The organism is Nonomuraea sp. NPDC003727 (assembly GCF_053586935.1).
In genome coordinates this window covers 92,074-114,894 of the sequence record NZ_JBSFNE010000022.1, presented here as the reverse complement: position 1 = coordinate 114,894, position 22,821 = coordinate 92,074, and the positions used below count along the sequence as shown (strand labels likewise).

The window sequence follows — 22,821 nt, the reverse complement described above, 5'->3', positions numbered from 1 at the left end:
ATCCCTTTTATTTTTGTTTTTGCCGTGCCCCCAACATCGCACCATAAAACAAAAACCCACCCCCCCCCCCCCCCCGGGGGGGGGGGGGGGGGGCCCCCCCCCCCCCACCCCCGCCGGTCAGGTGGCGGCGTGGACCTCCATCTCCCACAGCGAGTAGCCGAAGCCCGTGGCCCGCCGTACCCCTTGCATGCGCACGAAGCGCGCGCTGTTCGGCGTGTCGATCCACAGCTCGTCCACCCCGCCGTCACCGGCGCTCACGTCGGCGACCGGCTGCCAGGTGGTGCCGTCGGCGGAGACCTCGACGCGGTAGGCGGCGGCGTGCGCGGTCTCCCAGCGCAGCACCACCTTGCCGATGTCGGTCGCCTGGGCCAGCTCCACCCGCAGCCATTCGCCGTCGGCGGCCTTGGACGACCAGCGGGTGCCGGCGTCGCCGTCCACCGCCTTGGCCGCCTCGAACGCCGTGCCGTTCTCGACGCTGGAGGCGGTGACGGGCCTGCCGAGCGCCAGGTTGGCCTGCGCCACCGGCCGGTGGACGGCCACCTTCACCTCGGTCTTCACCTCGCCGAAGCGCACCGTCACCGTCTCGGTACGGCCCGCCGCCCCGGCCGGCGGCGTGATCTCCAGCGGGACGGTGACCTGTCCGCCGCGGGGCACGGTGAGCCGCTTGTCCGCCGGGGCGACGGTCCAGCCGTCGGGCGCGCTCACCGCGAGCGTCCCCTCGACCGGCCTGGCCAGGCGCGACGTCAGCACGGCGGCCGCGCTCGCCTTCCCGCCCGCCGTGGCCGCCACAGCGGCGGGTGCGACCGTGAGGTCGACGGCCGGCACGTCGGCGTAGCGCGGGACGACCTCGGCGATCCGCGGCGCCGCGCTCCCCGCCGTCCAGGCCAGCCGTACGGCGTCGCCCCGCACGCCGGCGGCGTCCAGCTCGGTGTACGGCCCGGCCAGCGCGCCGATCCCCCGCCACTGGCCGTCCGTCCTGACCTGCACCTCGGCGGACCCGGTGCCGACGACGATCACCTTGTCGATCTGCCGCGTCCTGGACAGCGTCACCTGCAGGGCCTCGCCGCCGGCGGGAGCCGCCGACGCGGTGTAGACGGTGTCGAGGTCGCCGTCGACGGTGGCCGCCAGGTTGCCCGCGGGCGCGCCGCTCGCGGTGAGCCTGGTCTCGCCCTCGTCGAGCGTGGCGACCTCGAACTCGCGGACGACCAGCCAGTTGTCCTGCCCGCCGGTCGAGCGGTAGCGGACGTAGCGGGCCAGGGTGCCCTCCGGCGCCTTGGCCCTGACCTCGGCGGTGGTGCCGGTGGTCAGCTCGGTCCAGCCCACGCCGTCGAGGGAGTGCTCCAGGACGCCCGCGTGGATGTAGTCGTCCGGGCTCGAGCTCTTGCCCATCAGCACCGCGACGTCACCGATGGTCCTGGCCGAGCCGAGGTCCACGGTCACCGCGTCGCCGGGGCCGGGCGGGGCGGTGCTCCAGTAGAAGGTGCCGAGATCGCGGTCGGTCATGAACTCGGGCAGGTGCCCGGAGTAGACGGCGAGGGTGCTCGAGGCGATCGGGCGCCGGGCGTCGACCCCGACCCAGGCGTCGTGGGCCTTGAGGGCGTCGGTGACGAACCTGTCGATCACCCCGTCGCCGACCTTGGGGAAGGTGGTGGCGTGCGGCTGCCGTACGTCCCTGATGGCCTTGGCGTCGGCGACGAGCCTGGCGATCTCGCCGCGCAGGGCCAGCGCGCGCCCGCCGTCGTCGGCGCGGACGGCGTCGGCCAGGTCGAGGGCCTTGACCATGGCCGTCGTCCACAGCCTGGCGGCGTCGAGCCACGACTTCGCCTCCTCCAGGAAGGCCCGGTCGGCCACCCCTCGGGCGATCAGGTCCGCGGCCTTGGCGTACCGCTCGGCGAGCGCGCGCAGCCCCTCGCCCTTGGCGATCGCGGCGGCCAGGACGGGCGCCTGCCTGGCGTGCAGCGTGCCGTCGAAGGTGTTGAGGTCGGCGAAGTCACGCAGCGCCTGGACGGTCGCCTGGTCGCCGCCGGCCACCTCGGACAGCGCGCGCAGCCACGACCGCTCGGCGTCGTAGGCGCGGTCGTTCCATCCGAAGTCGCCGAAGGAGTAGAGGGCGACCTTGCTGACGGCCGCCTGGTTCATCGGGTTGGAGATGATGCCGGTCAGGCTCTCGGACAGGCCGTTCTCGCGGCCGGTGTAGGCGGCCATCGGCAGCCGCCCGGGGATGTAGTCGTTGACCGGGTAGTTGTCCCACACCAGGATCTTGTGGCCGTACACCGCCCGCGCCGCGGCGGCCTCGCGCTTGAGTATCGCGGCCGGGACCACGCCCCAGCCCGTCCAGTGGACGATCACCTCGGGGTCGAGGTTGTCCCTGAACGCCTTCTTGTAGGGCGTGTCGGTGGCGTCGTAGTACTCGGTCGGCACGGTCTGCAGCGGCGCCACGTCGCCCTTGCCCCGCGCCCAGCCCTGCACCGTGTTGAGCAGGTCGGTCTGCGCCCAGCCCGGCCCCTTGGCGCCGTACTTCGCGCGGTCGCCCTCGCAGTTCCACCGGTTGGGGTCGATGTCGTCCAGCGCGACGTTGAACGACCTGCCGCCGAGCGCGTAGATGGCGTCGAACTTGGCCAGCAGGCTGTTCACGTCGCCGGCCGAGGTGTAGCAGATGGACAGGCCCGGCGAGATCGCGAAGGTGAAGTCGACCCGGTTGGCGCGCGCCCGCGTGACCAGCTCGCCGAGCTGCGCCAGCTTGTCCTGCGGGTACGGCTCCCGCCACTTGTCGCGGTGGTAGGGGTCGTCCTTGGGCGCGTACTCGTAGGTGTTCATCCGGTGCGCGCCGAGGTGGTCGAGATGGTCCAGCCGGTCCTGGTGGGACCACGGCGTGCCGTAGAAGCCCTCGATGGAGCCCCGGTAGGCCATGGACGGCCAGTCGCGCACGACCACGCCGGGCACCCGGTCCGTACCGCGGCGCTTGCGGACGAGCTGGGCGAAGGTCAGCGCGGCGTAGTAGGTGCCGTCGGCGTCGACGCCGTCGAGCGCGATGTGCGTGCCGCCGCCCGCGCCCTTGCCCGTCGCCAGCACGTAGCCCTCGGCGGGAAGCCCTTCGGGGCCCTTCACCCCCAGCCGGTCGCTGCCGCCGCCCAGCCAGAGCGTGACGGGCGTCTTCGGGTCCGCGCCGTCGGTCGTCTCGATCCGCCTGACCCCCGCCGCCTGCAGCGCCTTCCTGACGACGGTCTCGGCCTGCGGGTCGCTTCTGCTGGTACGGACCAGCCCCACGACGGGGGTGAGGGGGAAGTCGTCGCCGCCGGCCGTGACCTCCTGCGGAGTGGGGTAGAGCCGGTCGGCGAGATCGGTGGGAGCTGCCTGGGCAGGCATGACGGTGAGGAGAGAAGAGGCGGCTAGGGCTGTCACAAGGGTAATCAGAACGGGACGTTTGGGGGGCACGCGTCCTCCTTTGAGCATTCCACCCCACAAGGGTGCAGCTTTGGACACATAAGATCACCCGCTCACATCCCGGTCAATACCGGTACGGACCACCTTGAGAAAACGGCGGCTGGACATCGACTACACGCGTGTGTAGCCTCTTACATGAGCGAGTAATGACCTATACACATGGATAGGAATGGATGAGCGTGACCACCACCGGACCCGACCCCGAGGACCTCACCGCGCGCGCCCGCATCAGGGACGCCGCGATGCAGCACTTCGCCGAGCACGGGTTCGAACGGGCCACGATCAGAGGCATCGCCGAGACCGCCGGCGTGTCGTCAGGCCTGGTGCGCCACCACTTCGGCTCCAAGCAGGCGCTGCGTGAGGCCTGCGACGCGTACCTGACCAAGATGATCCGCAGGCTGAACGACGAGGTCAGATCGGGCTACGCGCTCGACAGGTCCAACCCCGTCGCCACCGCCAACACCGCGATGGGCCCCTACCAGCGCTACCTGTCCCGCGCGCTGGTGGAAGGATCGGCCGAGGTCGTCTTCGACGAGATGGTCGAGCTCAGCGAGCAGTGGCTGGCCGACGCCGACGCGAGGCGTCCCGACGTCCCCGACATCGACAGGAAGGTCAGGGCCACCATCGGCACCGCCATGGCGCTGGCCGTCGCGGTCCTGCGCAAGCACGTCTCCAGGGGCATGGGCGTCGACCTGTCCACCCCCGAGGGCGACCTGCTGCTGGCCCGGGCCCTCATCGACCTCTACTCGCACCCCATGCTCAGCCTGGAGGAAGCCGCCGAGGCCAGAGCGGCGCTCGACCGGCTCCAGCCCGAGCGGACCACGACAGAGCGCGGAGCTCCCCAGAAAACGCTCCGCCAACACGAGGAGCATCACCATGACTGACGCCGTCTCGGTGGCGGGATTGGTCAAGACGTTCGGCTCCACCACGGCACTGGACGGCCTGGACCTCGCCGTACGCACCGGAGAGGTCCACGGCTTCCTGGGGCCCAACGGTGCCGGCAAGAGCACCACGATCCGGATCCTGCTGGGCCTGATGCGCGCCGACGCGGGGACCGCCCGCCTGCTCGGCGGCGACCCGTGGGCCGACGCCACGGCGCTGCACCGCAGGCTGGCCTACGTGCCCGGCGACGTCACGCTGTGGCCCAACCTCTCGGGCGGGGAGGTGATCGACCTGCTCGGCCGGCTGCGCGGCGGGCTGGACCCGCGCCGCCGCGCCGACCTGCTGGAGCGCTTCGACCTCGACCCCCGCAAGAAGGGGCGCGCCTACTCCAAGGGCAACCGGCAGAAGGTGGCGCTCGTGGCGGCCTTCGCCTCCGACGTCGACCTGCTCATCCTCGACGAGCCGACCTCCGGCCTGGACCCGCTGATGGAGGAGGTCTTCCGCGAGACCGTGAGGGAGGAGGTACGGCGCGGCGGCAGGACCGTGCTGCTGTCGAGCCACATCCTGTCCGAGGTCGAGGCGCTGTGCGACAGGGTCACCATCATCCGCGACGGCCGTACCGTCGAGACCGGCACGCTCTCCGAGCTGCGGCACCTGACCCGCACCACCATCCAGGCCGAGCTCGACGGCCCGCCGCACGGGCTGGCCGGCCTGCCGGGCGTCCACGACGTGCGCGCCGACGACGGCAGGATCCGCTTCGACGTCGACTCCGCCGCGCTCGGCCCGGCGCTGAGCCGCCTTTCCGCGGCCGGGGTGCGCAGCCTCGTCAGCCACCCGCCCACGCTGGAGGAGCTGTTCCTTCGGCACTACGACCGGGCCGCGGCGGGCAACGGGAAGCACGCGGGGGCGGCCCGATGACCGCCCTGACCGGTACGGCGCTGACCGGTACAGGGCGGTTGATCCGCCTCGCGGTGCGCCGCGACCGGTGGCTGCTGCCGCTATGGGTGCTGTTCCCCTGCCTGGTCCCACCGGTGTTCGTGGCCGCCTTCAACGGCGCCTACCCCACCGCGCAGGCCCGCCATGAGTACATGGAGACGAGCCTGCACAACACCGCCTTCACCGTGGCGTACGGCCCGCTGCACGGCTCCACCCTCGGCGAGATGGTCACCTGGCGCTCCGGCTTCGTCCCCGTCATGATCGGCCTCGTCGCCCTCCTGACCGTCGTCAGGCACACCAGGACCGAGGAGGAAGCCGGCAGACTCGAGCTGATCGGCTCGACCGCCGTCTCCCGGCACGCGACCATCGCCGCCGCTCTCCTCATGGCCTGCGGGGCCTGCCTGGTCCTGGGCGCGGTCTCGGCGCTGGCCATGATCGGCCAGGGCCTGCCCGCGGCGGGATCGCTCGCCTACGGCTTCGAGCTGGCCACCGCCGGATGGGTGTTCGCCGCGATCGGCGCGGTGGCCGCCCAGCTCAGCGCGGGCGCGGGCACCGCCCGGGGCATCGCCGTCGTCGTCCTGGCCGTCGCCTTCCTGCTGCGCGGGATCGGCGACGTCAGCGGGCTGTCCGGCGGCCGGCTGGGCTGGCTGTCCTGGCTGTCGCCGATCGGCTGGGCGCACCGGCTGCAACCCTTCCACGGCGAGCGCTGGTGGATCATCGCGCTCGCCGTGGGCGCCACCGTCGCGCTCACCGCGGCGGCCGTCGCCCTGTCCGGACGGCGAGACCTCGGCAACGGGCTGCTCGCGGCCAGGGTCGGCCCCGCCGTCGCCCCGCCGGGACTGCGTTCGCCCCTGGGGCTGGCCTGGCGGCTGCACCGCGGATCGCTGGCCGGCAGGACCGCGGGCCTGGCAGTGGTCGGTCTCGGCCTCGGCGGCATCGCCGAGAGCATCGGCGAGCTCATGAACAACGGCTCCCCCGCCGCACGCGAGGTCCTGGCCCGGCTGGGCGGCCCTGGCACGGTCGTCGACCAGTACCTGGTCGGCATGATGACCATGTTCGCCGTGATCAACGCCGGGTTCGCGATCCAGACCGCGCTGCGGCTCAGGGCGGAGGAGAGCGGCGGGCGCGCCGAACCCCTGCTCGCCGCGCCCGTCGACCGGCTGCGGTGGGCGGGCGGCCACCTCGTCTTCGTCCTGCTCGGCCCGGTGCTGGGGCTGGCCGCCTTCGGGGCGGCCGCCGGCTTCGCGCACGGGCTCAACACCGGCGATCTCGGCCGCGACCTGCCTCGGATCCTGGCCGCCGCGCTCGTCCAGCTGCCCGCGGTGTGGCTGTTCGCGGGGCTGGGGTTCGCGCTGTTCGGCCTGTGGCCCCGCCTGGCGGCGGGCGCGTTCGCGGTGCTGCTCGCCAGCCTGCTGCTCGGCTGGCTGGGCGGCGAACTGCAGCTGAGCCGGTGGGTGCTGGACCTGTCGGTGTTCAACCACATCCCGCAGCTTCCCGGAGGGGAGTTCGCGGTGCCGCCGCTCGCCGTCCTGACGGTCATGGCCGCGGCGCTCGTGCTGCTCGGCCTCCTCGGCCTGCGCCGTCGCGACATCCCGGCCGGCTGAGGCCTCCTCCGTCACGTATCCGCCAAGTCTGGGAAGGAATGACATGTCAGGACCTTCGTCCCCCGAGCCGGCGCCGATGCCGGTCACCCGCGCCGCCGGCTGTCCCTTCGACCCGCCGAAGGAACTCGCCGGGCTGCGCCAGGACCATCCGATCAGCCCCATGACCTACCCCGACGGCCATGTCGGCTGGCTGGTCACCAGCCACGCCCTGGTGCGGGCTGTCCTGGCCGATCCCCGTTTCAGCCACCGGTCCGACCTCATCCACAACCCGCTGGCCGGCACCCGCGGGGGCCCGGCGCAACCCGCGCCGCCCGGGATCTTCACCTCGATGGACCCGCCCGAGCACACCCGCTACCGGCACCTGCTGACCGGCCAGTTCACCGTCCGCAGGATGCGCAGGCTGACCGGGCGGATCGAGGAGATCACCGCCGAGCACCTCGACGCCATGGACCGGCAGGGCCCGCCGGCCGAGCTGATGGAGGCGTTCGCGCTGCCCATCCCCGGCCTGGTCATCTGCGAGCTCCTCGGCGTGCCGACGGCGGCCCGTGCCGGTTTCCAGAGCGACATGTCCAAGCTGATGAGCCTGGAGGTCCCTACCGAGGAGAAGATCGCCACCTTCGGCGCGGTCCAGTCCTTCATGTCGGAGCTGGTGCGCGCCAAGCGCGCCGAGCCCACCGACGACCTGCTCGGCGACCTGATCAGCGGCACCGACCTGACCGACGAGGAGCTGACCAACATCGGCGGCGTGCTGATGGGCGCCGGATTCGAGACCACCGCGAACATGCTGGCGCTCGGCGCCTACGCGCTCATGGACCACCCCGACCAGCTCGCCGCCCTGCGCGCGGACCCCGACCTCGCCGACAAGGCCGTCGAGGAGCTCCTGCGCTACCTGAGCATCGTCCCCGGCACTGTCAGGGCCGCCCTCGAGGACGTCGAGATCGGCGGGCAACTCGTCAAGGCGGGGCAGTCGGTCACGGTCTCCATCCCCGCCGCCAACCGCGATCCCGCGCACTTCGCCGACCCCGACACGCTCGACCTGGGCCGGGCCACCGCCGGTCACGTGGCCTTCGGCCACGGCATCCACCAGTGTCTCGGCCAGCAGCTGGCCAGGGTCGAGATGCGGGTCGGCCTGCCCGCGCTGTTCGCCAGGTTCCCGACGCTGCGGCTCGCCGTACCGCCGGAGGAGGTGCCGCTGCGCACCGACATGATGATCTACGGCGTGCACCGGCTCCCCGTGACCTGGGACGAGGAGTAGGCCATGCGGATCGACGTGGACAGGGAGCGCTGCTGCGGAGCGGGCATGTGCGCGCTCACCGTCGAGACGGTGTTCGACCAGAACGAGGACGACGGCCGGGTGATCCTGCTCGAACCGGTGCCGCCGCCGGAACACGAGGCCGCCGTCCGCAGGGCGGCGACCCTCTGCCCGTCGGGGGCGATCACGCTCACCCCGGCCGGACAGCCCGCTCGGGCGGCGGACCCGGGCTAGGCGCGCGACAGGACGCGGTCGCTGACGAAGCAGAGCATGCCGTACTCCGTGGCCCGCCGGTGGGCGAAGTCGGCCAGCTCGTCGGTGTCGGCGTAGTCCAGCGCGTACAGGTCGAGGTCGTGCTCCAGGAGCCGTTCGGCCACCGCGGCGTGCACCTCCAGCACGTCGTCGGGCCACGGCGCGTAGGAGTGCTCGTCGACCCAGCGCGCGGAGAACGACTCGAACAGGATGCCGTCGACCAGCTCGGCCATCCGGGGCAGCAGCCCGAAGCCCCGGTTGGCCAGCAGGTAGTCGGGCCCTGCCTCCTCCCTGATCGCCGCGATGAGGGCGAGCAGGTGCGGCAGGTCCTCGGGGTAGGTCTGCTCCAGGTTGAGCGTGTCGAGAAACAGCCCGGTGAAGCCGGTCGCGATCGCCGCCTTGGCCTGGTCGACCACGTGCGCGACCCAGCCCGGATCGCCCACGTGGACGAACGCGCCGCCCCAGTCCGGGTTGCGCTCGGGCCGCTGCCACGGCGCGGGCGGCCCGACGTCCTCCGACAGCGACAGGTAGCCGAGCGTGTGCACGCCCTGGCGCTTCAGCACGTCGAGCTGCGCCGCGCCGTAGAAGCCGGTCTGCAGGACGACCTTGTCGTAGCCGGCGAGCCGGTCGAGCCGGCCGTCGCCGTAGTAGAAGCAGATGGGTTTCACGGGCGCTCCTTCTCAGCGGTAGTGCCAGACGTCCCCGAGGCCACGCGACATGAGGGCCAGCAGGGCGGACAGGAACAGCAGGCAGGCCGCGAGGAACAGCAGCACGTCGGCGAGCACGTTCCCGGGCAGCAACAGGCCCAGGCCGGGGTGCAGCAGCAGCGCGGCGCCCTGGGCCAGGCAGAGTTCGGTCAGCCTGCCCTGGTTGGCCAGCAGGAAGGCCACGAAGTAGGCGCCGCCGAGCAGCACGTGCGCCGCGGCCATCACCACGACCGGCGGGCTCACCTGCGTGAAGGCCACCGGCACCGCGGTGAGGACGGCCAGCGCCGCCAGGCACCCGCCGAGCCCGCGCGCCAGCAGCCGGTGCCCCTGGGCGGTGAACTCGGCCGGGTAGCAGACCTGCCTGATCACGCGGCGCACCGCCCACTCGAACCGATGGGCCCGCCACTCCAGCACGCCCATCCCCAGCACGAGGCCCGCCCCGGTGATCGCCAGGTCGGGCCTGGCCACGACGTAGGCGGCCTCGGCCTGGAGCAGGAAGGCGGCGGTCAGCCCGCTGTAGAGGGCCGCGACGCCGAGCTCCCCGTCGAGGCGCGGCCGGCCGTCCGCCCGCGACGGCCTGGTCAGCAGGACCGCGGCGCACGCGACGGCCCCGATCGACACCGCGCCCAGCGCCACCGCCATCAGCGCCACCGGCGGGTGACCCACGGCCACGTAGAGGACCCCCGCTCCCGTGGCGGGCAGCATGAGGACGGCCAGCAGGCCCTCGCGGCGGTGGAACAGCAGGATCCCCGAGCCGATCTGGAACGTCAGCTGCGCGACGGCCACCAGGACGATCGCGGCGGGCCCGTCCCACAGCGTCGCCGTACCGCCCGCGAGGACCACGCCGGCGGCCAGCCCCCAGCGCAGCGTCCTGGCGGCCGAGCCCGGCGAGCCGCGCCCGGTCAGCCCGTAGGCCATCCGCGACAGCACCGAGCCGAGCACCCAGCCGATCCCCGTCGTGACGACCAGTCCGGGCATCAGCCAGCGGACGCCGACCAGCGCGCTCACCGCGGGCAGCAGGGCGGCGGGCATCGCGTAGAGCGGACCGTGCACGAGAGACCGCCACGCCGCGACGGGGAAGGCGGGCGCCGCGGGCTCGGGCTCGTCCCTGCTCAGCCGGGCGTACACGGCCTCGGCCAGCGCGAAGACATCCGGATGGCCGTAGCGCTCCCGCGCCACCTTGTCGTTGAGGCCCTCCGACTCCAGCGCGGCGGCCACCTGCAGAGGCTCCACCGCCTGGGAGAGGCGGGGGCGCAGATGCTCGACCAGCTCGTCGAGCGGCGCAATGATGATCTTCATGCCACGACTTCCCGGTAGACGCCCCGGTAGTCGGCCAGCGACTGCCGCAGCGTGAACCTGTCCATGACGCGCAGCCGGGCCAGCGCGCCGAGCCTGCGCCTGAGCGGCCCGTCGGTCAGCAGCGTGAGCGCCGCCCCGGCCACGGCCAGGTGGTCGCGCGGCGCGACGACGAGGCCCGCGTCCGCCACCGCCTCGGCCACCCCGCCCACGTTCGTGCACACCACCGGCCTGCCGCAGGCCATCGCCTCCACCACGGTGTAGGGGAAGCCCTCGGAGATGCTGGTCAGCGCCACCACGTGGCCGGCGTGGTAGGCCTCAAGCGGCAGCGTGACCCGGCCCTCGAAGACGACCGACGCCTCCAGGCCGAGCTCCTCGACCAGCGACACGCAGCCGGCGTGGTACGACTCGTTGCCCTCCGGCACCCCGCCGAAGATCCGTAAGCGCGCCTCGGGCAGCTTGTCGCGGACGACGGCGAAGGCGCGGATCAGCGTGTGGATGTCCTTGAGCGGGTCGATCCGGCCCATGAACACCAGCGTGGGCCGGTCGGGCTCGCCCGCGGCGACGGGGAAGTCGGCCGGGTCGACGCCGTTGTACATCACCCTGATCCGCTCGTGGTCGGCGCCGCCCCTGAGCTGCCAGCGCTTGTTGTAGGAGGAGTGCGGGGCGATCCGGTCGGCGATCGCGTACGACGCGCCGGCCAGGCGCCTGAAGAAGCTCAGCAGCAGCACCCGCACCGCGTGCGAGGCGGGCTCCGTGAGGTACTGCAGGTACCGCTCCCGCAGGTACACACCGTGCTCGGACAGCACGATCGGCGTGCCGTACCGCCACTTGGCGGCCATCGCGACGAGCATCGACAGCCCGTTCATCGCCACGTGCGTCAGGTCGGAGCGGGCGGGCGGCTCGGTGAGCGGGCGGAGCATGTGGCCGAGCAGGTGGGCCGCGGTGATGGCGTCGGCCAGGTTGATGCCGTCCATGCGGTGGCCGTACCAGCGGTCCATCAGCAGGGTGAGCGCCCGCGAGCCGGTCAGCGCGCCGAGCAGGTCCTCGCAGCCGGACAACTCGCGCAGGACCGCGAGGAACGCCCGGCTGCCCTCCCCCATCACCGCGGGGGTGAGGATGAGCCGCAGGAACTCCTCGTACGCCGGGGGCACCGGCGCGGGCCGCCTGGCCTGCGGGCGCCACAGCGGCACCGCGGTCACCTTGTCCAGATTGCTCGGCCTGTCCCACATCGGACGTTCCGCCCCGTCCACGGTGAGCGTCACGACGTCCCAGCGATAGTCCGGCATGCCGCGGATGAGCTGGTCCATCCAGACGCTCACACCCCCCATGGCGAACGGGTAGGTGCCCTCGGAGACGAGCGTCACCCTCACGGGCGCACGCTCGCGGGAACCGTCACCGGCGCGCCCGGCGTGAGCGTGATCCGCGCGATCCTGTCTGTCCCGTACGGCGTGGCGTTCGCGCCGGCGTTGGTCGCGAACACCGCTCCCGCCGCGGAGGAGGTGAAGGTGACCGTCGCCGCCTGCCTGTCGAACACGGCGTCCACCTGCTGGAGCGCGGCGAAGTGGGCGGTGCGCGCCTCGACGTGGCCGGCCAGCTCGGTCCAGGTCGGGGTGAGCACGGGCACCTTGTAGTAGCCCCTGTACTTCGTCATCACCGCGTTGAGCCAGTCGAAGACGAGGTTGGGCGTGCCTCTCAGGTTGCCCTGGTGGAAGGTGTGCGTGTAGACCGAGCCGGACATGACGTGCTGGAGCGCGACGTCGCTCTCATGTCCCACGATCTGGGTGTAGGTCTGGTTCGTCGGCCAGTAGGGGAACCTGCCGTTCGGGCCGTAGTAGGAGTTGTAGAACACGGTCTGCTCGGCGGGGGTCGTCACGTGGTAGGCCACGTTGGTCGGCCAGTCCGGCACGACCAGCAGCGACGGCTCGAGCGGGTGGCGGATCCCGCAGTTGAAGCAGGCCGGCCGGTGACTGGCGAACGACATGTTGCCGTGCAGGTACTTCACGCCCGCCGCCTTGGCCGCCTGGAGCAGGGCGGGGTTGGAGGCGGCCAGGCCGTGGTCGGTGGGCGGGTCGATGTCGTTGGCCGGGTCGGGATGGTAGACGCCGAGACCGGAGTACTCACCCGTCTTCAGCACCGTCCTGTCGACGGCCAGCCCCAGCTGCTGGGCCCTGGTGAGGTTGTCGACGATCTCCTTGTAGCTGGTCTGGTAGTCGGTGGTGTTCATCTTCGGGTGGCTGAAGGTGTGGTTGATCCACGAGAACGCGCTCGCCCTGCACCTGGAGTAGCTGGTCAGCGGGTCGGGGCTGAGCAGGGTGAGGATGCACGTCTTGGGCGCGTTCGGGTTGGCACCCTCGCCGTTGTAGGCCACGTTGAGCCGGAAGCCCGCCGCGAGCGGGTGGGCGGTGCGGAAGTTCTGCTGCTGGTTGTAGGTGCCGTCGGCGTCGTTGCGGCTGATCCTGAAGCCGGGGTCGTCGTCGACCGTCCCGTCGGTCCGCAGGTGCGAGGTGTGCGAAAACCAGTCGTCCACGTCGACGTTGAGGTAGTGGCGGCGCTCGCCCAGCATCACGCCGCGGGTCGCCCAGCGCAGCAGGCCGTAGGTGAGCAGGTCGGCCTGCGGCAGGTACTGGTTCGAGGTGAACGTCAGCGCCATCCGCTCGCGGCCGTCGGCCGAGGTGCTCCGGACCCCCACGACATCGCTGCCGACCGTGAGGATGGGCTCGGCCTGGCAGCCCTGCCCGATCACGGCGCGGTAGACGTAGGACTGGCTGATCGGGACCGTGCCCTTGAGATCGTCGAAGACGGCCGCGCCGGCCGGCGTGAGCGTGGCGGTCACGGGGGTCGCGCCGACCCCGCCCTCGCTGCCCGGCCGCAGGCAGTAGTCCTCGGGGAAGGCGCCGTAGGCGGTGTACAGCGAGACCTGCCTGACCTGGAAGTCGCGCTCGTAGGCCCACAGCGCGTTCCACTCGCCGGCGTCGAGCCCGCTGACGAACCCGCCGCCGTCGTCGTACAGCAGCGCGTTGTCGGTGAGCAGGACCGCGTCGTACCTGCCGGTGCCGTCCTCCCTGACCAGCGCGGGCAGCGGCTGCGACCGGCTCTCCACCACGTCGTACGGCATGCCGACCCGGTCGAGGACCGCCTTCCAGGTGGCCAGGCCGAAGTCGTCGCCGTCGACGCCGACGACCAGCGCCCTGAGCGCGACCTTCCCGCTCGCCGCGGCCAGCGCCCTGGCGGTGCCCTCGACCTCGATGGCGCTCGTGGGCGCCTTGGGAAGCGGGCGCGCCTTGCCCGGCCGGGGGCGGTCGACGTCGGCACGAAGGGGTGCGGCGTGAGCGTGCGGCTGGGGGGACACGGACGGCTGCTGCGCCGGTGACGGCTGCGGGGACTGCTCCCTTGGTGACGGCTGCGGGGATGCGGACGGCTGCTGTGCCCCGAACGGTTGCGGGGACACGGACGGCTGCGGGGACGGGGTGGCGGTCGCGGGGCGGGGTGCGGTGGTCGAGGAGGTGAGGTGGGCAAGATGGGCGGGGCGGGGTGCGGGGTGGGACGCGGGGTGGGATGCGGCGGTCGACGGGGTGGGCAAGGCGGCGACGAGGCCGACCGCGACCGGCACTAACCAGGCCTTTTTCATGACATTCCCTCTCTTTGTGGGTTTAAAGCCCGCGAGGCCGGTGACTTCTCGCTTGAGTGTGGGTTCAGCGGATTTCTCTTCGGTTTCTCCTTCATTTCTCGATCCGCGCTTCTATCCTCCCTTCGTGGAAAAGCTCTTGAGCGCCATGGAATTTCGCATTCTGGGGGCGCTTGATGTCATCAAGGACGATCGCCCCTTACCGGTCAGGTCCGGCAAACAGCAGGCCCTGCTGGCCCTCCTGCTGTGCCAGGCGGGCAGGGTCGTCCACAGCGACGTGCTGATCGAATCGCTGTGGGGTCACGAGGCCGGCGACCACGGCGTCCGGCGCCTCCGGCTCCACTTGCACCGGCTACGGCGCACCCTCGGGGCCGCCGACGCCATCGTCCACCGCGTCCAGGGCTACGCCCTCGACATCCCGCCCGCCGCCCTCGACGCCCGCCGTTTCGAGACCCTGGCCCACCAGGGCAGGCAGGCGCTGGCGGCGGGCCGGGTCACCCAGGCCAGCGAGCTGCTGCACGCCGCGCTGTCGCTGTGGCGCGGGCCCGCCCTGTCGGGCCTCGACGACCTGCCGCCGCTCCACCAGGAGGCGACCAGGCTCAACGAGGAACGTCTCGCCGCGCTGGGCGACTGCATGGACGCCGACCTGCGCCTGCGCCGCCACGCCGACCTCATCGGCAGGCTGTCGGTCCTGGTGGACGAGCACCCGCTGCAGGAGCGCTTCCGCGGGCAGCTCATGCTCGCCCTCTACCGCGCCGGACGCCAGGCCGAAGCGCTGGAGGTCTACCGCGCCGGCAGGCACATCCTCGCCCGCGACCTCGGCCTCGAACCAGGCGCGGAACTGCGCCGGCTCGAGCTCGCCATCCTCACCAGCGACGCCTCGCTGTCGCCGTGCGCGCCGCGGCCGGTCCACGCCCGGCGCCGCCGTACCCGCTGCCCGCACTGCTGATCTGTAGCGGGTGCGGGAATCGAACCCGCCTGGTGCGGCTTATGAAACCGCCGGGCACACCAGCACCCTCACCCGCTCGGACATTTCCGTACGGCTCGCGCACCGACGTCCTGATGTCGCGCGCGAGCCTTTTCCGCACTCGGCGGACGTTCACGGAGAAAGCATCCCGGGATTCACGAATTGTCGGCAACTCCTTTTTCTCGTGGCCGGTGTCCGGGATATCAGGTGGCGCCCCCTTCGCCCGTTGTGGCACGGTGTGGGAGTGCTCCCCGTACCCTCGACGCGGCCATCGCCGCGGAACAGGCCGGCCAGCCCCTTCGCCACCTGTACTTCTGGGGCCACCGGCCGGCCCGCGACGGCGGCATCGGCACCGGCTGCCTCAGCCAGTGGTGGCCCGTCACCTTCACCGAGGACAGCCACACGTTCGCCTCCGCAGAGCACTACATGATGGCGCACAAGGCATGGCTGTTCGGCGACGACGACGCCGCGGCGGCCGTCCTGTCCGCGGACCACCCAGCTGAGGCCAAGAAGCTCGGCCGGACCGTCAGGGGTTTCGACGAGGAGACGTGGAAGGCGCACCGGTTCGACATCGTCGTGCGCGGCTCGATCGCCAAGTTCGGCGGGGACGCCGCACTGAAGGAGTTCCTGCTCGGCACCTCCGGACGCGTGCTGGTCGAGGCCAGCCCGTACGACAGGATCTGGGGCATCGGGCTGACCGCCGACGACCCCAGAGCCGCCACCCCCTCGACCTGGCAGGGGTTGAACCTGCTCGGGTTCGCCCTCATGACCGCCCGGGACACGCTGGCATGACCGCCCGGGACCATCAGGGCGCTTACACGACCGCTCACGACCACCACGACGCCCGTACGACAACTCACGACCACCACGGCGCCCGCACGACGGCTCACGACCACCACGGCGCCCGTACGACAGCTCACGACACCAGGGCGCCCGCATGGACCAGAATTCTTGCCCGCCCGGGAGACGCTCCCATGACAGCCGCGGCCCGTGGCCGCTCGGAGGCTCTCACATGACGGCCGGGAGTCATGACCGCCCGGAAGGCGTTCCCGTGACCGTCAGGCGGGCGTCCGCGGTGGACGCCGGTCGGATCGCCGACGTCTTCCTGGCCGCCCGAGCCGGGATGGCCTACCTGCCGCGGCTGCACACCGACGAGGAGACTCGCCGGTGGATCACCGGCGTGGTACTCCCCTCGCACGAGGTGTGGGTGGCCTGCGACGACGGCGGACGTGTCGTCGGATTCGCCGCACTGCGCGAGGAGTGGCTCGAACACCTCTACATCGCGCCCTCCGCCCAGAACGCAGGGGTCGGCAGCGTACTGCTCACGCGGGCCAAACAGGTCAGGCCCGCGCTCGACCTGCACGTCTTCCAGGCGAACGGCGGTGCGATCCGCTTCTACGAGCGCCACGGGTTCAGCCTGCTCGCGACGGGCGACGACAACGAGGAAGGCCTTCCCGACGCCCACTACCGGTGGACGGCCTGACACTTCCCCGTGGCCTGCCTGCCAACGGCCGCCGGACGGCCCGACACTCCCTTCCTCGCGCCCGCCACCCCCGCGCCCGTCACGCCACTGGACGGCCCCGACACTTCCTTTCCGTGCCCGCAATCCCGCCCGTCACGCCGCTGGACGGCCCGACACCGGCGGCCGCCTTGCGGTGGCGGGCCTGATGCCGGTGGCCGTCGCTCTCAGCTCCTCCCGGCCGAAACGCGCACCGTCGATCCTCACGACGACCGCGACGCCCGGCTCGACCAGCCGGTGCGCCGTGTCGCGGAGGTCGCCCTCCAGGTACTCCGACAGGAAGCCGCGCAACGCCCGGGGCGTCGACAGTCGCTCACCCCTGAGAACCAGCACCCGCAAATCCACCCGGAAACCGCCGTCGTCCAGCCGCCGCTCCCACACCCGCGCGGCGAAACGGACGTCCTCCCACTCGTAGGAGAAGTCCGACACCCGGTCGCCGACTCCGCGCGGCACATGACCGATCTCGAACCCGTCGAGCGGCCCACCGGCCAGCGCCAACACCATCAGCAACGTAGCGATCACCCACGGTCCATGCCCGCCGTCCACCGCACCGACACCCCACCGCCCTGGGGGATGCACCTGCCTGCCGTACCCCATCGACGCCTCCCCAGGGGGACCTGGGGAGCATGCGCCCGAAGGCCGTACCCCGCCGGCGCCTCCCCCTCGCCGGTTCGGAAGGCGTTCCCCCAACCGTGGAGGCGCCGGCGGTGATCGGTCAGCAGCTCAGGTTGCCGCCGGCCGGCACGCCCAGGATCTGGGTGAAGCGCTGGTAGGCGTTGATCCGGCTCTGCACCTGCGCAGGGTTGCCGCCGTTGCACTCCAGGCTGCCGTTGATGCTGCGGATCGTCTCGCCGAAGCCGTACCCGTTGACCATGGCGTTGTGGGCGGTCATCGTGCCGGGGCCGTTCTGCGTCATCCAGTACCACAGCGCGGTCTTCCACGACACGGACGACTCCCGCTCGACCCGCCACGGGTCCTGCAGCAGGTTGAGCCCGAGCGCGTCGCCCGCCGCCTTGTAGTTGAAGTTCCAGCTCAGCTGGATCGGACCGCGACCGTAGTAGGCGGCCTGCCCGGCGGGGCACCCGTAGGGCTTGGCCGCGTCGCAGTAGTGCGGGTAGTTGGCGGTGTTCTGCTCCACGATGTGGACGAGCCCGCCGGTCTCGTGGTTGACGTTGGCCAGGAAGGCGGCCGCCTCCTGCTTGCGCACCGTGTCGCTGCCGGTCGCGGCGAAGGCGGGGAAGGCGCTCATGGCGCTGGTCAGCCCGCTGTAGCTGTAGAAGGAGTTGCGGCTGGGGAACATCTGGCCGAACTGCGCCTCGGTCACGACGAATCCCGATGACGGCGGGTCGGTCGGGGTCGTCCCGCCGCAGGTGTAGGGCTCCCAGTACCAGGTGCTGATCGTCGGATCGTAGCCGGGGTTGTCGTGCTCGGCGCGGTAGTACCTGCCGTCGGTGTAGCGCACGATGCTGCCGGCCGGGTACCACTGCCCGGCGACCCAGTTCGGGTGGTTGCACGTGGACGGCGGCGGGGTGCTCCCGCCGCCACCGCAGGCGCCCTGGTCGGCCCACACCTCGGCGGTGCCGGGCGTCTCGTTCTGGGTCCACCATCTGGCCGACCAGTTGCGGCCGGCGTGGGAGACGGCCGCGCCGCCGTGGTAGACGGCCGACGAGCTCCACGCGGCGGCGCAGTCGGCGGCGGCCGCCGACGCCGTCGGAAGGACGGCGGTGAGCGCGGCGGCCAGCAGCGCGACGGCGGCCAGGGGCGCCATGATCCGTAGCCTGAGCACCTGACGATCACCTTCTTACAGGAAAGTTTCCTAAGGATTGGCAAGATCGTAGAAGCGCGACACCCCCTTGACAAGGCCCAATTCCGGCAGTCAGGACAGCCGTCCCAAACCGGGGTGAGCCGACGATCACCTGAGCGCCCGCCGCACCGCCTGCCATCCTGGCCGGATCATGGTGGACCACGCAGCGGCGTCCGACGCCCTCCGACGAGTGACGGCCCTGGCCGCCGACCACCACACCGACCTCGACACCGCGGCCCGCCTCATGCAGGCCCACGCCTGGGTCGGCGGCGGCGCGTCGTCCTTCACCGCCGACCTCGCCCGGCACCGCGCCACCCTCCAGTCCGCGCTGCAGAGCGCCCTCGACTCCCTCGCTCACCTCGTCGTACGGCAAGGCGGCCCCCCACCGGCGGTTCCCGCCCTCACCACGCGGGTGACGACGATGACCGCGCCCCCGGGCGGCTTCCAGGGCATCGACCCGAACGCGATGACCACCCTCCTGTCCACCCTCGACCACGGCAGCCACACCCTGGCCACCGCCGGCACCCGCCTGTCGGCCGAGCTGTCGGCCCACGGACTGTCACCCCGGCCAGGCCACACGATCGGCCAGGTCGCCGCCTGGGCCGCCACCCAGACGGCCGACCTGCGCCGCCGCCTCACCCGCATCCGGCAGACCGTCCCCGGGCCCGCCCTTTCGGCGGGCGTCACGGCCTACGACCTGTTCGGCGCGCACGCCGCCGACCCCCTCGGCTCCGGAGCCCTCCTCACCCGCATCGCCGCAGGAGAGCAGGAGGCGCTCGCCGGACTGCTCGCCGTACAGCGCCGCGGACAGGACCCCGGCCTCGCCGCCCGCGTGAACGCCTGGTGGCAGACCCTCACCCCCGACCTGCGCCGGCGACTGACCGGCCTGGCCGGCGCCGGACTGCTCGACGGGCTCCCCGCGACCGTCCGCGACCAGTCCAACCGGCGGTGGCTGACCGCCGAGAAGGCACGGCTGACCCGCGAACTCGCCGCAAAGACCGCCGAGCTCGCCCGCCTCAACCAGCCCGCTCTCCTCGGCGACTGGGAACGCACCGCCAACCAGCTGCGCCGCCTCGAACTCGTCGAGGACGCCCTGCGCCCCGTCCCCGGACACCCGGCCCCGCTCCTCCTGGCCTTCGACCTGACCGGACAGGGCCGGCTCATCGTCTCCTGGGGCGACCCCGACACCGCCGACACGACGGTGACCTCCGTCTCCGGCCTCACCTCAGGCCTGGACGGCGCCCTCGGCGACCTGGACCGCTCCCGCGCCCTCTGAAGCCAGGCGTCCAGGACGAGCGGCGACCACACCATCGCCTCCATCACGTGGCTCGGCTACGACGCACCCCAGATCGACCCCGGCCTCTTCGACGCCGCGAAGTCCGTCGCCCTCGACAACGCGGCGATCAACGGCGCGCCGGCCCTCGCGTCCTTCGCCGACGGCCTGCGCGCCTCTCACACCCCCTCGGGTACGGCACGCTCCGTCGTCGTCGGCCACAGCTACGGCTCCCTCACGACCGGACACGCCGCCCGGCTCCGGCCCGGACGTTTCGCCGACGAGCTCATCTTCGTCGGCAGCCCCGGCGTCGGCGTGGACCACGCGGCACAGCTCGGCGTCAAGCCCGAACACGTCTGGGTCGGCGAAGCGGGCAACGATCCGGTCGCCACCCTGGGAAGTTTCGGCACCGACCCGGGAGAGGCGAGCTTCGGCGCCCGACGCTTCCCGGTCGGCCGCGTCCCCTACACCGCCGCCCACAGCTCCTATTGGGACCAGGATTCCATCTCGCTGATCAATATGGGTCACATCATCAACGGGGACTACGACAAGGTCATCAGCCCCGAGCCGCTCCACGGCCAGGCTCAAGCTCCTCATGCCCGAAGTCGCACCCGACGTGACACTCAAACTGAACAGGTGAAATCGCCATGCACCGTGTATTTTCCGCGGCTCTGATTCTCCTTCTGTCAGCCTGCACAGCGAAAGAGCCAACGCTCACCCAGGCACGCGCCGTCGCGCGCGTCGATCAGCTCATCCACGACACCGCCTCGGTCCTCGTCCCCCGGCCACGGCTGGAACTCATCGAGCACTCAATGCCACCCGCCATGTGCCTGCATGAAGGCGGATCAGCCGAACAAGTGGTGATCAACCGCGCCTACTGGCTTCGAGGTGTACCCGCGCGTGAAAACATGAACATCTCGCGCCAGGTGCGCGCCCATTGGCAGGCACAGGGACACCGCATCACGGCCTCGGGCGGCCCGGGCAACCCGACTTTGAGTGGTGAATCCTCTCCAGACCATTTCCTGCTCGCCCTGGTCTGGGCCAAAGGTGACCACCTGTACCTGGCCTCGACCTCCCCATGCGTCTGGCCAGACAACTCACCGGCAGGTGAGGCGCCACACAACACGACGAACAACCTCCCATCACCGGGCCCGGCCGTTCTCGCCGAAGGAACTTCGATCGGTCGAAAGCCGTTGACCGAGTGCAATCCCCCGTCTTTGATGGGCCTTTGAATCGTGGTCGTGGGAGGTGCTCGACGAGTGGCAGGGTTCAGACCCAGATCGCGCAGGCGACGCCATCGCTGAAGGTTTGCGGTGGGTCGGGCATGGAGCGGGCGTGGCCGGCGGCGACGCGCCGCGCGGTCCAGGCGGCGGCCGCCGCGTCGAGGATGTCGTCGACGCCCGCCATCGCGCCCGCCGTACCGAGTAGCCGGGGAAGGGCGATGCCGGCGCCCTCCAGGAGCGCGTACCGGCGTTCCGCGCCCGCCCAGGTCGTCTTGCGGACCTGCAGCGGAGCCCCCGCGAGCTCGGCGAAGCAGACCTCGGGATGGACCTCGACGACCCTGAGGCTCGTCTCGCGTACCCACCGGTCGGCCTGCAGCAGCTTCTCCTTGAGCGCGTACGCCTGCCGGGAGATGCCTTCACCCGCCAGTTCCTGGTTGACCAGCGCTGCCGCGCCGTAGTCGGCGGTTTCCAGCGCGGCCCGCGTCGGCGTCATGAACACCGACGCCCAGCGCGGGCCCAGCGCCCGCCGCGCCAGGACATCGGCCTCGCGCCGGCCTCGATCGGGCAGGCCGATCGGCATGTCGACGGCGACGACGTCGAGCTCGCCGTCCTTCGCCGCCAGGGAGACGAGTTCGCCGAGCTCAGTCGCGAAGTAGGCGGCCACGGCTCCGGCGCCGACGGCGATGCCGACCCAGCCCCGCCTGCACCCGTCGACCCCGAGCACCCGCTTGTCATCGTCCATGACGTCATGCTCCTTCCCTACGAGCGGGTGGAACACGAGCACAGGGAACGCCGAGAACACGGTGTCGCGCCGGCAGGGGGCGGGCACGCGTGGCGATCAGGTCACCAGGTCCGTGTGGAGTTGTGCGATCACCGCCGTGGCCTGGGAGAAGGCACCCGACTCCGCCCACAGCTCCCGCCACTCCGAGTCCTCCGCGACCACTCGGTCCAGCGCCGCCACGGCCAGCGCCACGAGCTCGTCGTCGATCGCCACGCTGCCGCCCTCGACCAGGAAGTCCGGCGCGTAGGGCGAGGTGATCGGCGTTCCCGACCGCTGGGAGGCGACGATGGCGGCGGCCGCGATCGCCTCTCCTGCCTCGTCGCTGTCCAGGTAGTCGTCCTGACCGGCTACGGCGGCCAGCGTCTTCCGGATCAGCAGCGGGCGCTGCTCAGCGACCGCGTCCTGGAGGCCACCGCACCAGTCGGCGGCCGTGTCGTTGTCGAACGGACCGATGTCCCACGTTCCCATGCCGAGATTTCTACGGCACAGCACCGACAGATTTCCCCGGGGAGCGGGCGGCGATAACCGGCCGGGGTCGGCCCCTCACCCCCGAAGCCTCACCCCCGAAGCCCCACCCGAAGCCGTACCGGGCGGGAGGGGTACGGCGGTGGGGACTGCGGGAGTCGGCCTGCCACGCCGACCGGACCGGGGCGTTCACCCGCATGTGGGAGCTCCACCAAGGCAAGCCCACTCTGATCAAGCGCCTCGACGGCGCCGGGTGCCACCGACCACACCGCGCGGATCCACGCAAAGAAGCGGGCCGCCCTGCGTCCGGTGACGTAGGGGCGTGCGGACAAGCGGGACGCTCCGCCTCCGGTGACGCAGAGCGGGACGTTCCGCCTCCGGTGACGTAGGGCGCACGGAGACGCGGGCCGCTCCGCGGCTGGTGGTGCATGCCGCGTGGCTGAGACCGTCCTGCTGTCTCCGCCGGGCGCATGGCGACCGGTTGGCGAGCCTCGCCGGTCTGCCGGCTCCTGCGGTCGCCGCCACCGGCGCCGCCCACGCCGGTCCGATGATCACCGTGCCACGATCCGCCTGAAACCGCCCGAAAGACGATCGTGAGGGTCGAGCCGTCCACCAGCGACTTCACCCGGACGGCACACAAAAAAATCCCAGGCCAAACCATGTTTGACCTGGGATTCGCGCGGTGCGCCGCCAGGGACTCGAACCCCGGACCCGCTGATTAAGAGTCAGCTGCTCTAACCAACTGAGCTAGCGGCGCTTGCGACAGGTGTAACTGTAGCAGCCGCCGA

At 71.8% G+C, this 22,821-nt stretch carries 19 protein-coding genes, 2 tRNA genes and 1 pseudogene; 11 read left to right on the top strand and 11 right to left on the bottom strand.

What is annotated here, in order from left to right; all coding sequences use genetic code 11:
- Positions 1 to 117: 117 nt before the first annotated feature.
- Positions 118 to 3,366, bottom strand: a complete 3,249-nt coding sequence (locus ACWDLG_RS38175) for a beta-N-acetylglucosaminidase domain-containing protein (RefSeq protein WP_449929427.1) — start codon at positions 3,364 to 3,366, stop codon at positions 118 to 120.
- A gap of 251 nt (positions 3,367 to 3,617) precedes the next feature.
- Here ACWDLG_RS38175 and ACWDLG_RS38170 point away from each other — a divergent pair, with 251 nt between their 5' ends.
- The 5 genes from ACWDLG_RS38170 to ACWDLG_RS38150 are packed head-to-tail and all read left to right on the top strand — an operon-like array spanning position 3,618 to position 8,352.
- Entirely contained in the window at positions 3,618 to 4,328 is a 711-nt protein-coding gene (locus ACWDLG_RS38170; protein WP_449929425.1) for a TetR/AcrR family transcriptional regulator, read from the top strand.
- A complete protein-coding gene (locus ACWDLG_RS38165) occupies positions 4,321 to 5,244 on the top strand; it encodes an ABC transporter ATP-binding protein (RefSeq protein WP_449929423.1) in 924 nt (307 codons plus the stop codon). The genes ACWDLG_RS38170 and ACWDLG_RS38165 overlap by 8 nt, the downstream gene beginning before the upstream one ends.
- The gene (locus ACWDLG_RS38160; protein ID WP_449929421.1) at positions 5,241 to 6,866 is read left to right on the top strand and encodes an ABC transporter permease; all 1,626 of its coding nucleotides are present in this window, start codon (positions 5,241 to 5,243) and stop codon (positions 6,864 to 6,866) included. Before ACWDLG_RS38165 ends, ACWDLG_RS38160 begins: the two co-directional genes overlap by 4 nt.
- Positions 6,867 to 6,909: 43 nt before the next feature.
- Positions 6,910 to 8,121: a cytochrome P450 gene (locus ACWDLG_RS38155; RefSeq protein WP_449929419.1), complete on the top strand. Its 1,212-nt coding sequence runs from the start codon at positions 6,910 to 6,912 to the stop codon at positions 8,119 to 8,121.
- A 3-nt stretch (positions 8,122 to 8,124) separates the two neighbouring features.
- A complete protein-coding gene (locus ACWDLG_RS38150) occupies positions 8,125 to 8,352 on the top strand; it encodes a ferredoxin (protein ID WP_449929417.1) in 228 nt (75 codons plus the stop codon).
- Here ACWDLG_RS38150 and ACWDLG_RS38145 read toward each other — a convergent pair.
- The 4 genes from ACWDLG_RS38145 to ACWDLG_RS38130 are packed head-to-tail and all read right to left on the bottom strand — an operon-like array spanning position 8,349 to position 13,725.
- Positions 8,349 to 9,038, bottom strand: a complete 690-nt coding sequence (locus ACWDLG_RS38145; protein WP_449929415.1) for a hypothetical protein — start codon at positions 9,036 to 9,038, stop codon at positions 8,349 to 8,351. The two genes, ACWDLG_RS38150 and ACWDLG_RS38145, sit on opposite strands and share 4 nt — an antisense overlap.
- 12 nt (positions 9,039 to 9,050) lie before the next feature.
- A complete protein-coding gene (locus ACWDLG_RS38140) occupies positions 9,051 to 10,376 on the bottom strand; it encodes a hypothetical protein (RefSeq protein ID WP_449929413.1) in 1,326 nt (441 codons plus the stop codon).
- Positions 10,373 to 11,746 carry a GT4 family glycosyltransferase PelF gene (gene pelF, locus ACWDLG_RS38135; protein ID WP_449929411.1) on the bottom strand — a complete coding sequence of 458 codons (1,374 nt, stop codon included), beginning with the start codon at positions 11,744 to 11,746 and terminating at the stop codon, positions 10,373 to 10,375. The genes ACWDLG_RS38140 and pelF overlap by 4 nt, the downstream gene beginning before the upstream one ends.
- On the bottom strand, positions 11,743 to 13,725 hold the full coding sequence (locus tag ACWDLG_RS38130) for an Agd3-related carbohydrate deacetylase (protein WP_449929409.1): 1,983 nt from the start codon (positions 13,723 to 13,725) through the stop codon (positions 11,743 to 11,745). The genes pelF and ACWDLG_RS38130 overlap by 4 nt, the downstream gene beginning before the upstream one ends.
- 403 nt (positions 13,726 to 14,128) lie before the next feature.
- Between ACWDLG_RS38130 and ACWDLG_RS38125 the strand changes: the two genes are divergently transcribed.
- Positions 14,129 to 14,950, top strand: a complete 822-nt coding sequence (locus ACWDLG_RS38125) for an AfsR/SARP family transcriptional regulator (RefSeq protein WP_354913813.1) — start codon at positions 14,129 to 14,131, stop codon at positions 14,948 to 14,950.
- 4 nt (positions 14,951 to 14,954) lie between these two features.
- On the opposite strand, the gene ACWDLG_RS38120 is transcribed toward ACWDLG_RS38125, so the two are convergent.
- Positions 14,955 to 15,027: transfer RNA gene (locus ACWDLG_RS38120), tRNA-Met, on the bottom strand.
- Between the two features lie 169 nt (positions 15,028 to 15,196).
- On the opposite strand from ACWDLG_RS38120, the gene ACWDLG_RS38115 reads away from it, so the two are divergent.
- Together ACWDLG_RS38115 and ACWDLG_RS38110 are read left to right on the top strand one after the other, a co-directional pair.
- A complete protein-coding gene (locus ACWDLG_RS38115; RefSeq protein ID WP_449929406.1) occupies positions 15,197 to 15,760 on the top strand; it encodes an NADAR family protein in 564 nt (187 codons plus the stop codon).
- A gap of 259 nt (positions 15,761 to 16,019) precedes the next feature.
- Entirely contained in the window at positions 16,020 to 16,451 is a 432-nt protein-coding gene (locus tag ACWDLG_RS38110) for an N-acetyltransferase family protein (protein ID WP_449929404.1), read from the top strand.
- A gap of 132 nt (positions 16,452 to 16,583) precedes the next feature.
- Here ACWDLG_RS38110 and ACWDLG_RS38105 read toward each other — a convergent pair whose 3' ends face one another.
- Both ACWDLG_RS38105 and ACWDLG_RS38100 read right to left on the bottom strand, forming a co-directional pair.
- The gene (locus ACWDLG_RS38105) at positions 16,584 to 17,009 is read right to left on the bottom strand and encodes a hypothetical protein (protein ID WP_449929402.1); all 426 of its coding nucleotides are present in this window, start codon (positions 17,007 to 17,009) and stop codon (positions 16,584 to 16,586) included.
- 193 nt (positions 17,010 to 17,202) lie between these two features.
- Positions 17,203 to 18,273 carry a glycoside hydrolase family 19 protein gene (locus ACWDLG_RS38100; protein ID WP_449929400.1) on the bottom strand — a complete coding sequence of 357 codons (1,071 nt, stop codon included), beginning with the start codon at positions 18,271 to 18,273 and terminating at the stop codon, positions 17,203 to 17,205.
- 169 nt (positions 18,274 to 18,442) lie between these two features.
- Here ACWDLG_RS38100 and ACWDLG_RS38095 point away from each other — a divergent pair, with 169 nt between their 5' ends.
- The 3 genes and pseudogenes from ACWDLG_RS38095 to ACWDLG_RS38085 all read left to right on the top strand — a co-directional run bounded on the left by ACWDLG_RS38095 (position 18,443) and on the right by ACWDLG_RS38085 (position 20,796).
- The gene (locus tag ACWDLG_RS38095) at positions 18,443 to 19,567 is read left to right on the top strand and encodes a hypothetical protein (RefSeq protein WP_449929398.1); all 1,125 of its coding nucleotides are present in this window, start codon (positions 18,443 to 18,445) and stop codon (positions 19,565 to 19,567) included.
- Between the two features lie 24 nt (positions 19,568 to 19,591).
- Positions 19,592 to 20,239, top strand: a pseudogene (locus ACWDLG_RS38090) (alpha/beta hydrolase); the annotation flags it as partial.
- Positions 20,212 to 20,796 carry a hypothetical protein gene (locus ACWDLG_RS38085; protein WP_449929396.1) on the top strand — a complete coding sequence of 195 codons (585 nt, stop codon included), beginning with the start codon at positions 20,212 to 20,214 and terminating at the stop codon, positions 20,794 to 20,796. The pseudogene ACWDLG_RS38090 and the gene ACWDLG_RS38085, both read left to right, overlap by 28 nt.
- Before the next feature lie 37 nt (positions 20,797 to 20,833).
- Here the strand turns inward: ACWDLG_RS38085 and ACWDLG_RS38080 are convergent, their stop codons facing one another.
- The 3 genes from ACWDLG_RS38080 to ACWDLG_RS38070 all read right to left on the bottom strand — a co-directional run bounded on the left by ACWDLG_RS38080 (position 20,834) and on the right by ACWDLG_RS38070 (position 22,790).
- Positions 20,834 to 21,529: a DUF429 domain-containing protein gene (locus ACWDLG_RS38080; protein WP_449929394.1), complete on the bottom strand. Its 696-nt coding sequence runs from the start codon at positions 21,527 to 21,529 to the stop codon at positions 20,834 to 20,836.
- A 96-nt stretch (positions 21,530 to 21,625) separates the two neighbouring features.
- The gene (locus ACWDLG_RS38075) at positions 21,626 to 22,036 is read right to left on the bottom strand and encodes a DUF4259 domain-containing protein (RefSeq protein ID WP_449929392.1); all 411 of its coding nucleotides are present in this window, start codon (positions 22,034 to 22,036) and stop codon (positions 21,626 to 21,628) included.
- Positions 22,037 to 22,716: 680 nt separating this feature from the next.
- Positions 22,717 to 22,790: transfer RNA gene (locus tag ACWDLG_RS38070), tRNA-Lys, on the bottom strand.
- Positions 22,791 to 22,821: the final 31 nt, after the last annotated feature.

Bases quoted from the DNA above. Each gene is read 5' to 3' on its own strand.
- ACWDLG_RS38175 (WP_449929427.1), bottom strand. From the start codon at position 3,366: ATGCCTGCCCAGGCAGCTCCCACCGATCTCGCCGACCGGCTCTACCCC.
- ACWDLG_RS38170 (WP_449929425.1), top strand. From the start codon at position 3,618: ATGAGCGTGACCACCACCGGACCCGACCCCGAGGACCTCACCGCGCGC.
- ACWDLG_RS38165 (WP_449929423.1), top strand. From the start codon at position 4,321: ATGACTGACGCCGTCTCGGTGGCGGGATTGGTCAAGACGTTCGGCTCC.
- ACWDLG_RS38160 (WP_449929421.1), top strand. From the start codon at position 5,241: ATGACCGCCCTGACCGGTACGGCGCTGACCGGTACAGGGCGGTTGATC.
- ACWDLG_RS38155 (WP_449929419.1), top strand. From the start codon at position 6,910: ATGTCAGGACCTTCGTCCCCCGAGCCGGCGCCGATGCCGGTCACCCGC.
- ACWDLG_RS38150 (WP_449929417.1), top strand. From the start codon at position 8,125: ATGCGGATCGACGTGGACAGGGAGCGCTGCTGCGGAGCGGGCATGTGC.
- ACWDLG_RS38140 (WP_449929413.1), bottom strand. From the start codon at position 10,376: ATGAAGATCATCATTGCGCCGCTCGACGAGCTGGTCGAGCATCTGCGC.
- ACWDLG_RS38095 (WP_449929398.1), top strand. From the start codon at position 18,443: ATGGTGGACCACGCAGCGGCGTCCGACGCCCTCCGACGAGTGACGGCC.
- ACWDLG_RS38085 (WP_449929396.1), top strand. From the start codon at position 20,212: ATGCACCGTGTATTTTCCGCGGCTCTGATTCTCCTTCTGTCAGCCTGC.
- ACWDLG_RS38080 (WP_449929394.1), bottom strand. From the start codon at position 21,529: ATGGACGATGACAAGCGGGTGCTCGGGGTCGACGGGTGCAGGCGGGGC.
- ACWDLG_RS38075 (WP_449929392.1), bottom strand. From the start codon at position 22,036: ATGGGAACGTGGGACATCGGTCCGTTCGACAACGACACGGCCGCCGAC.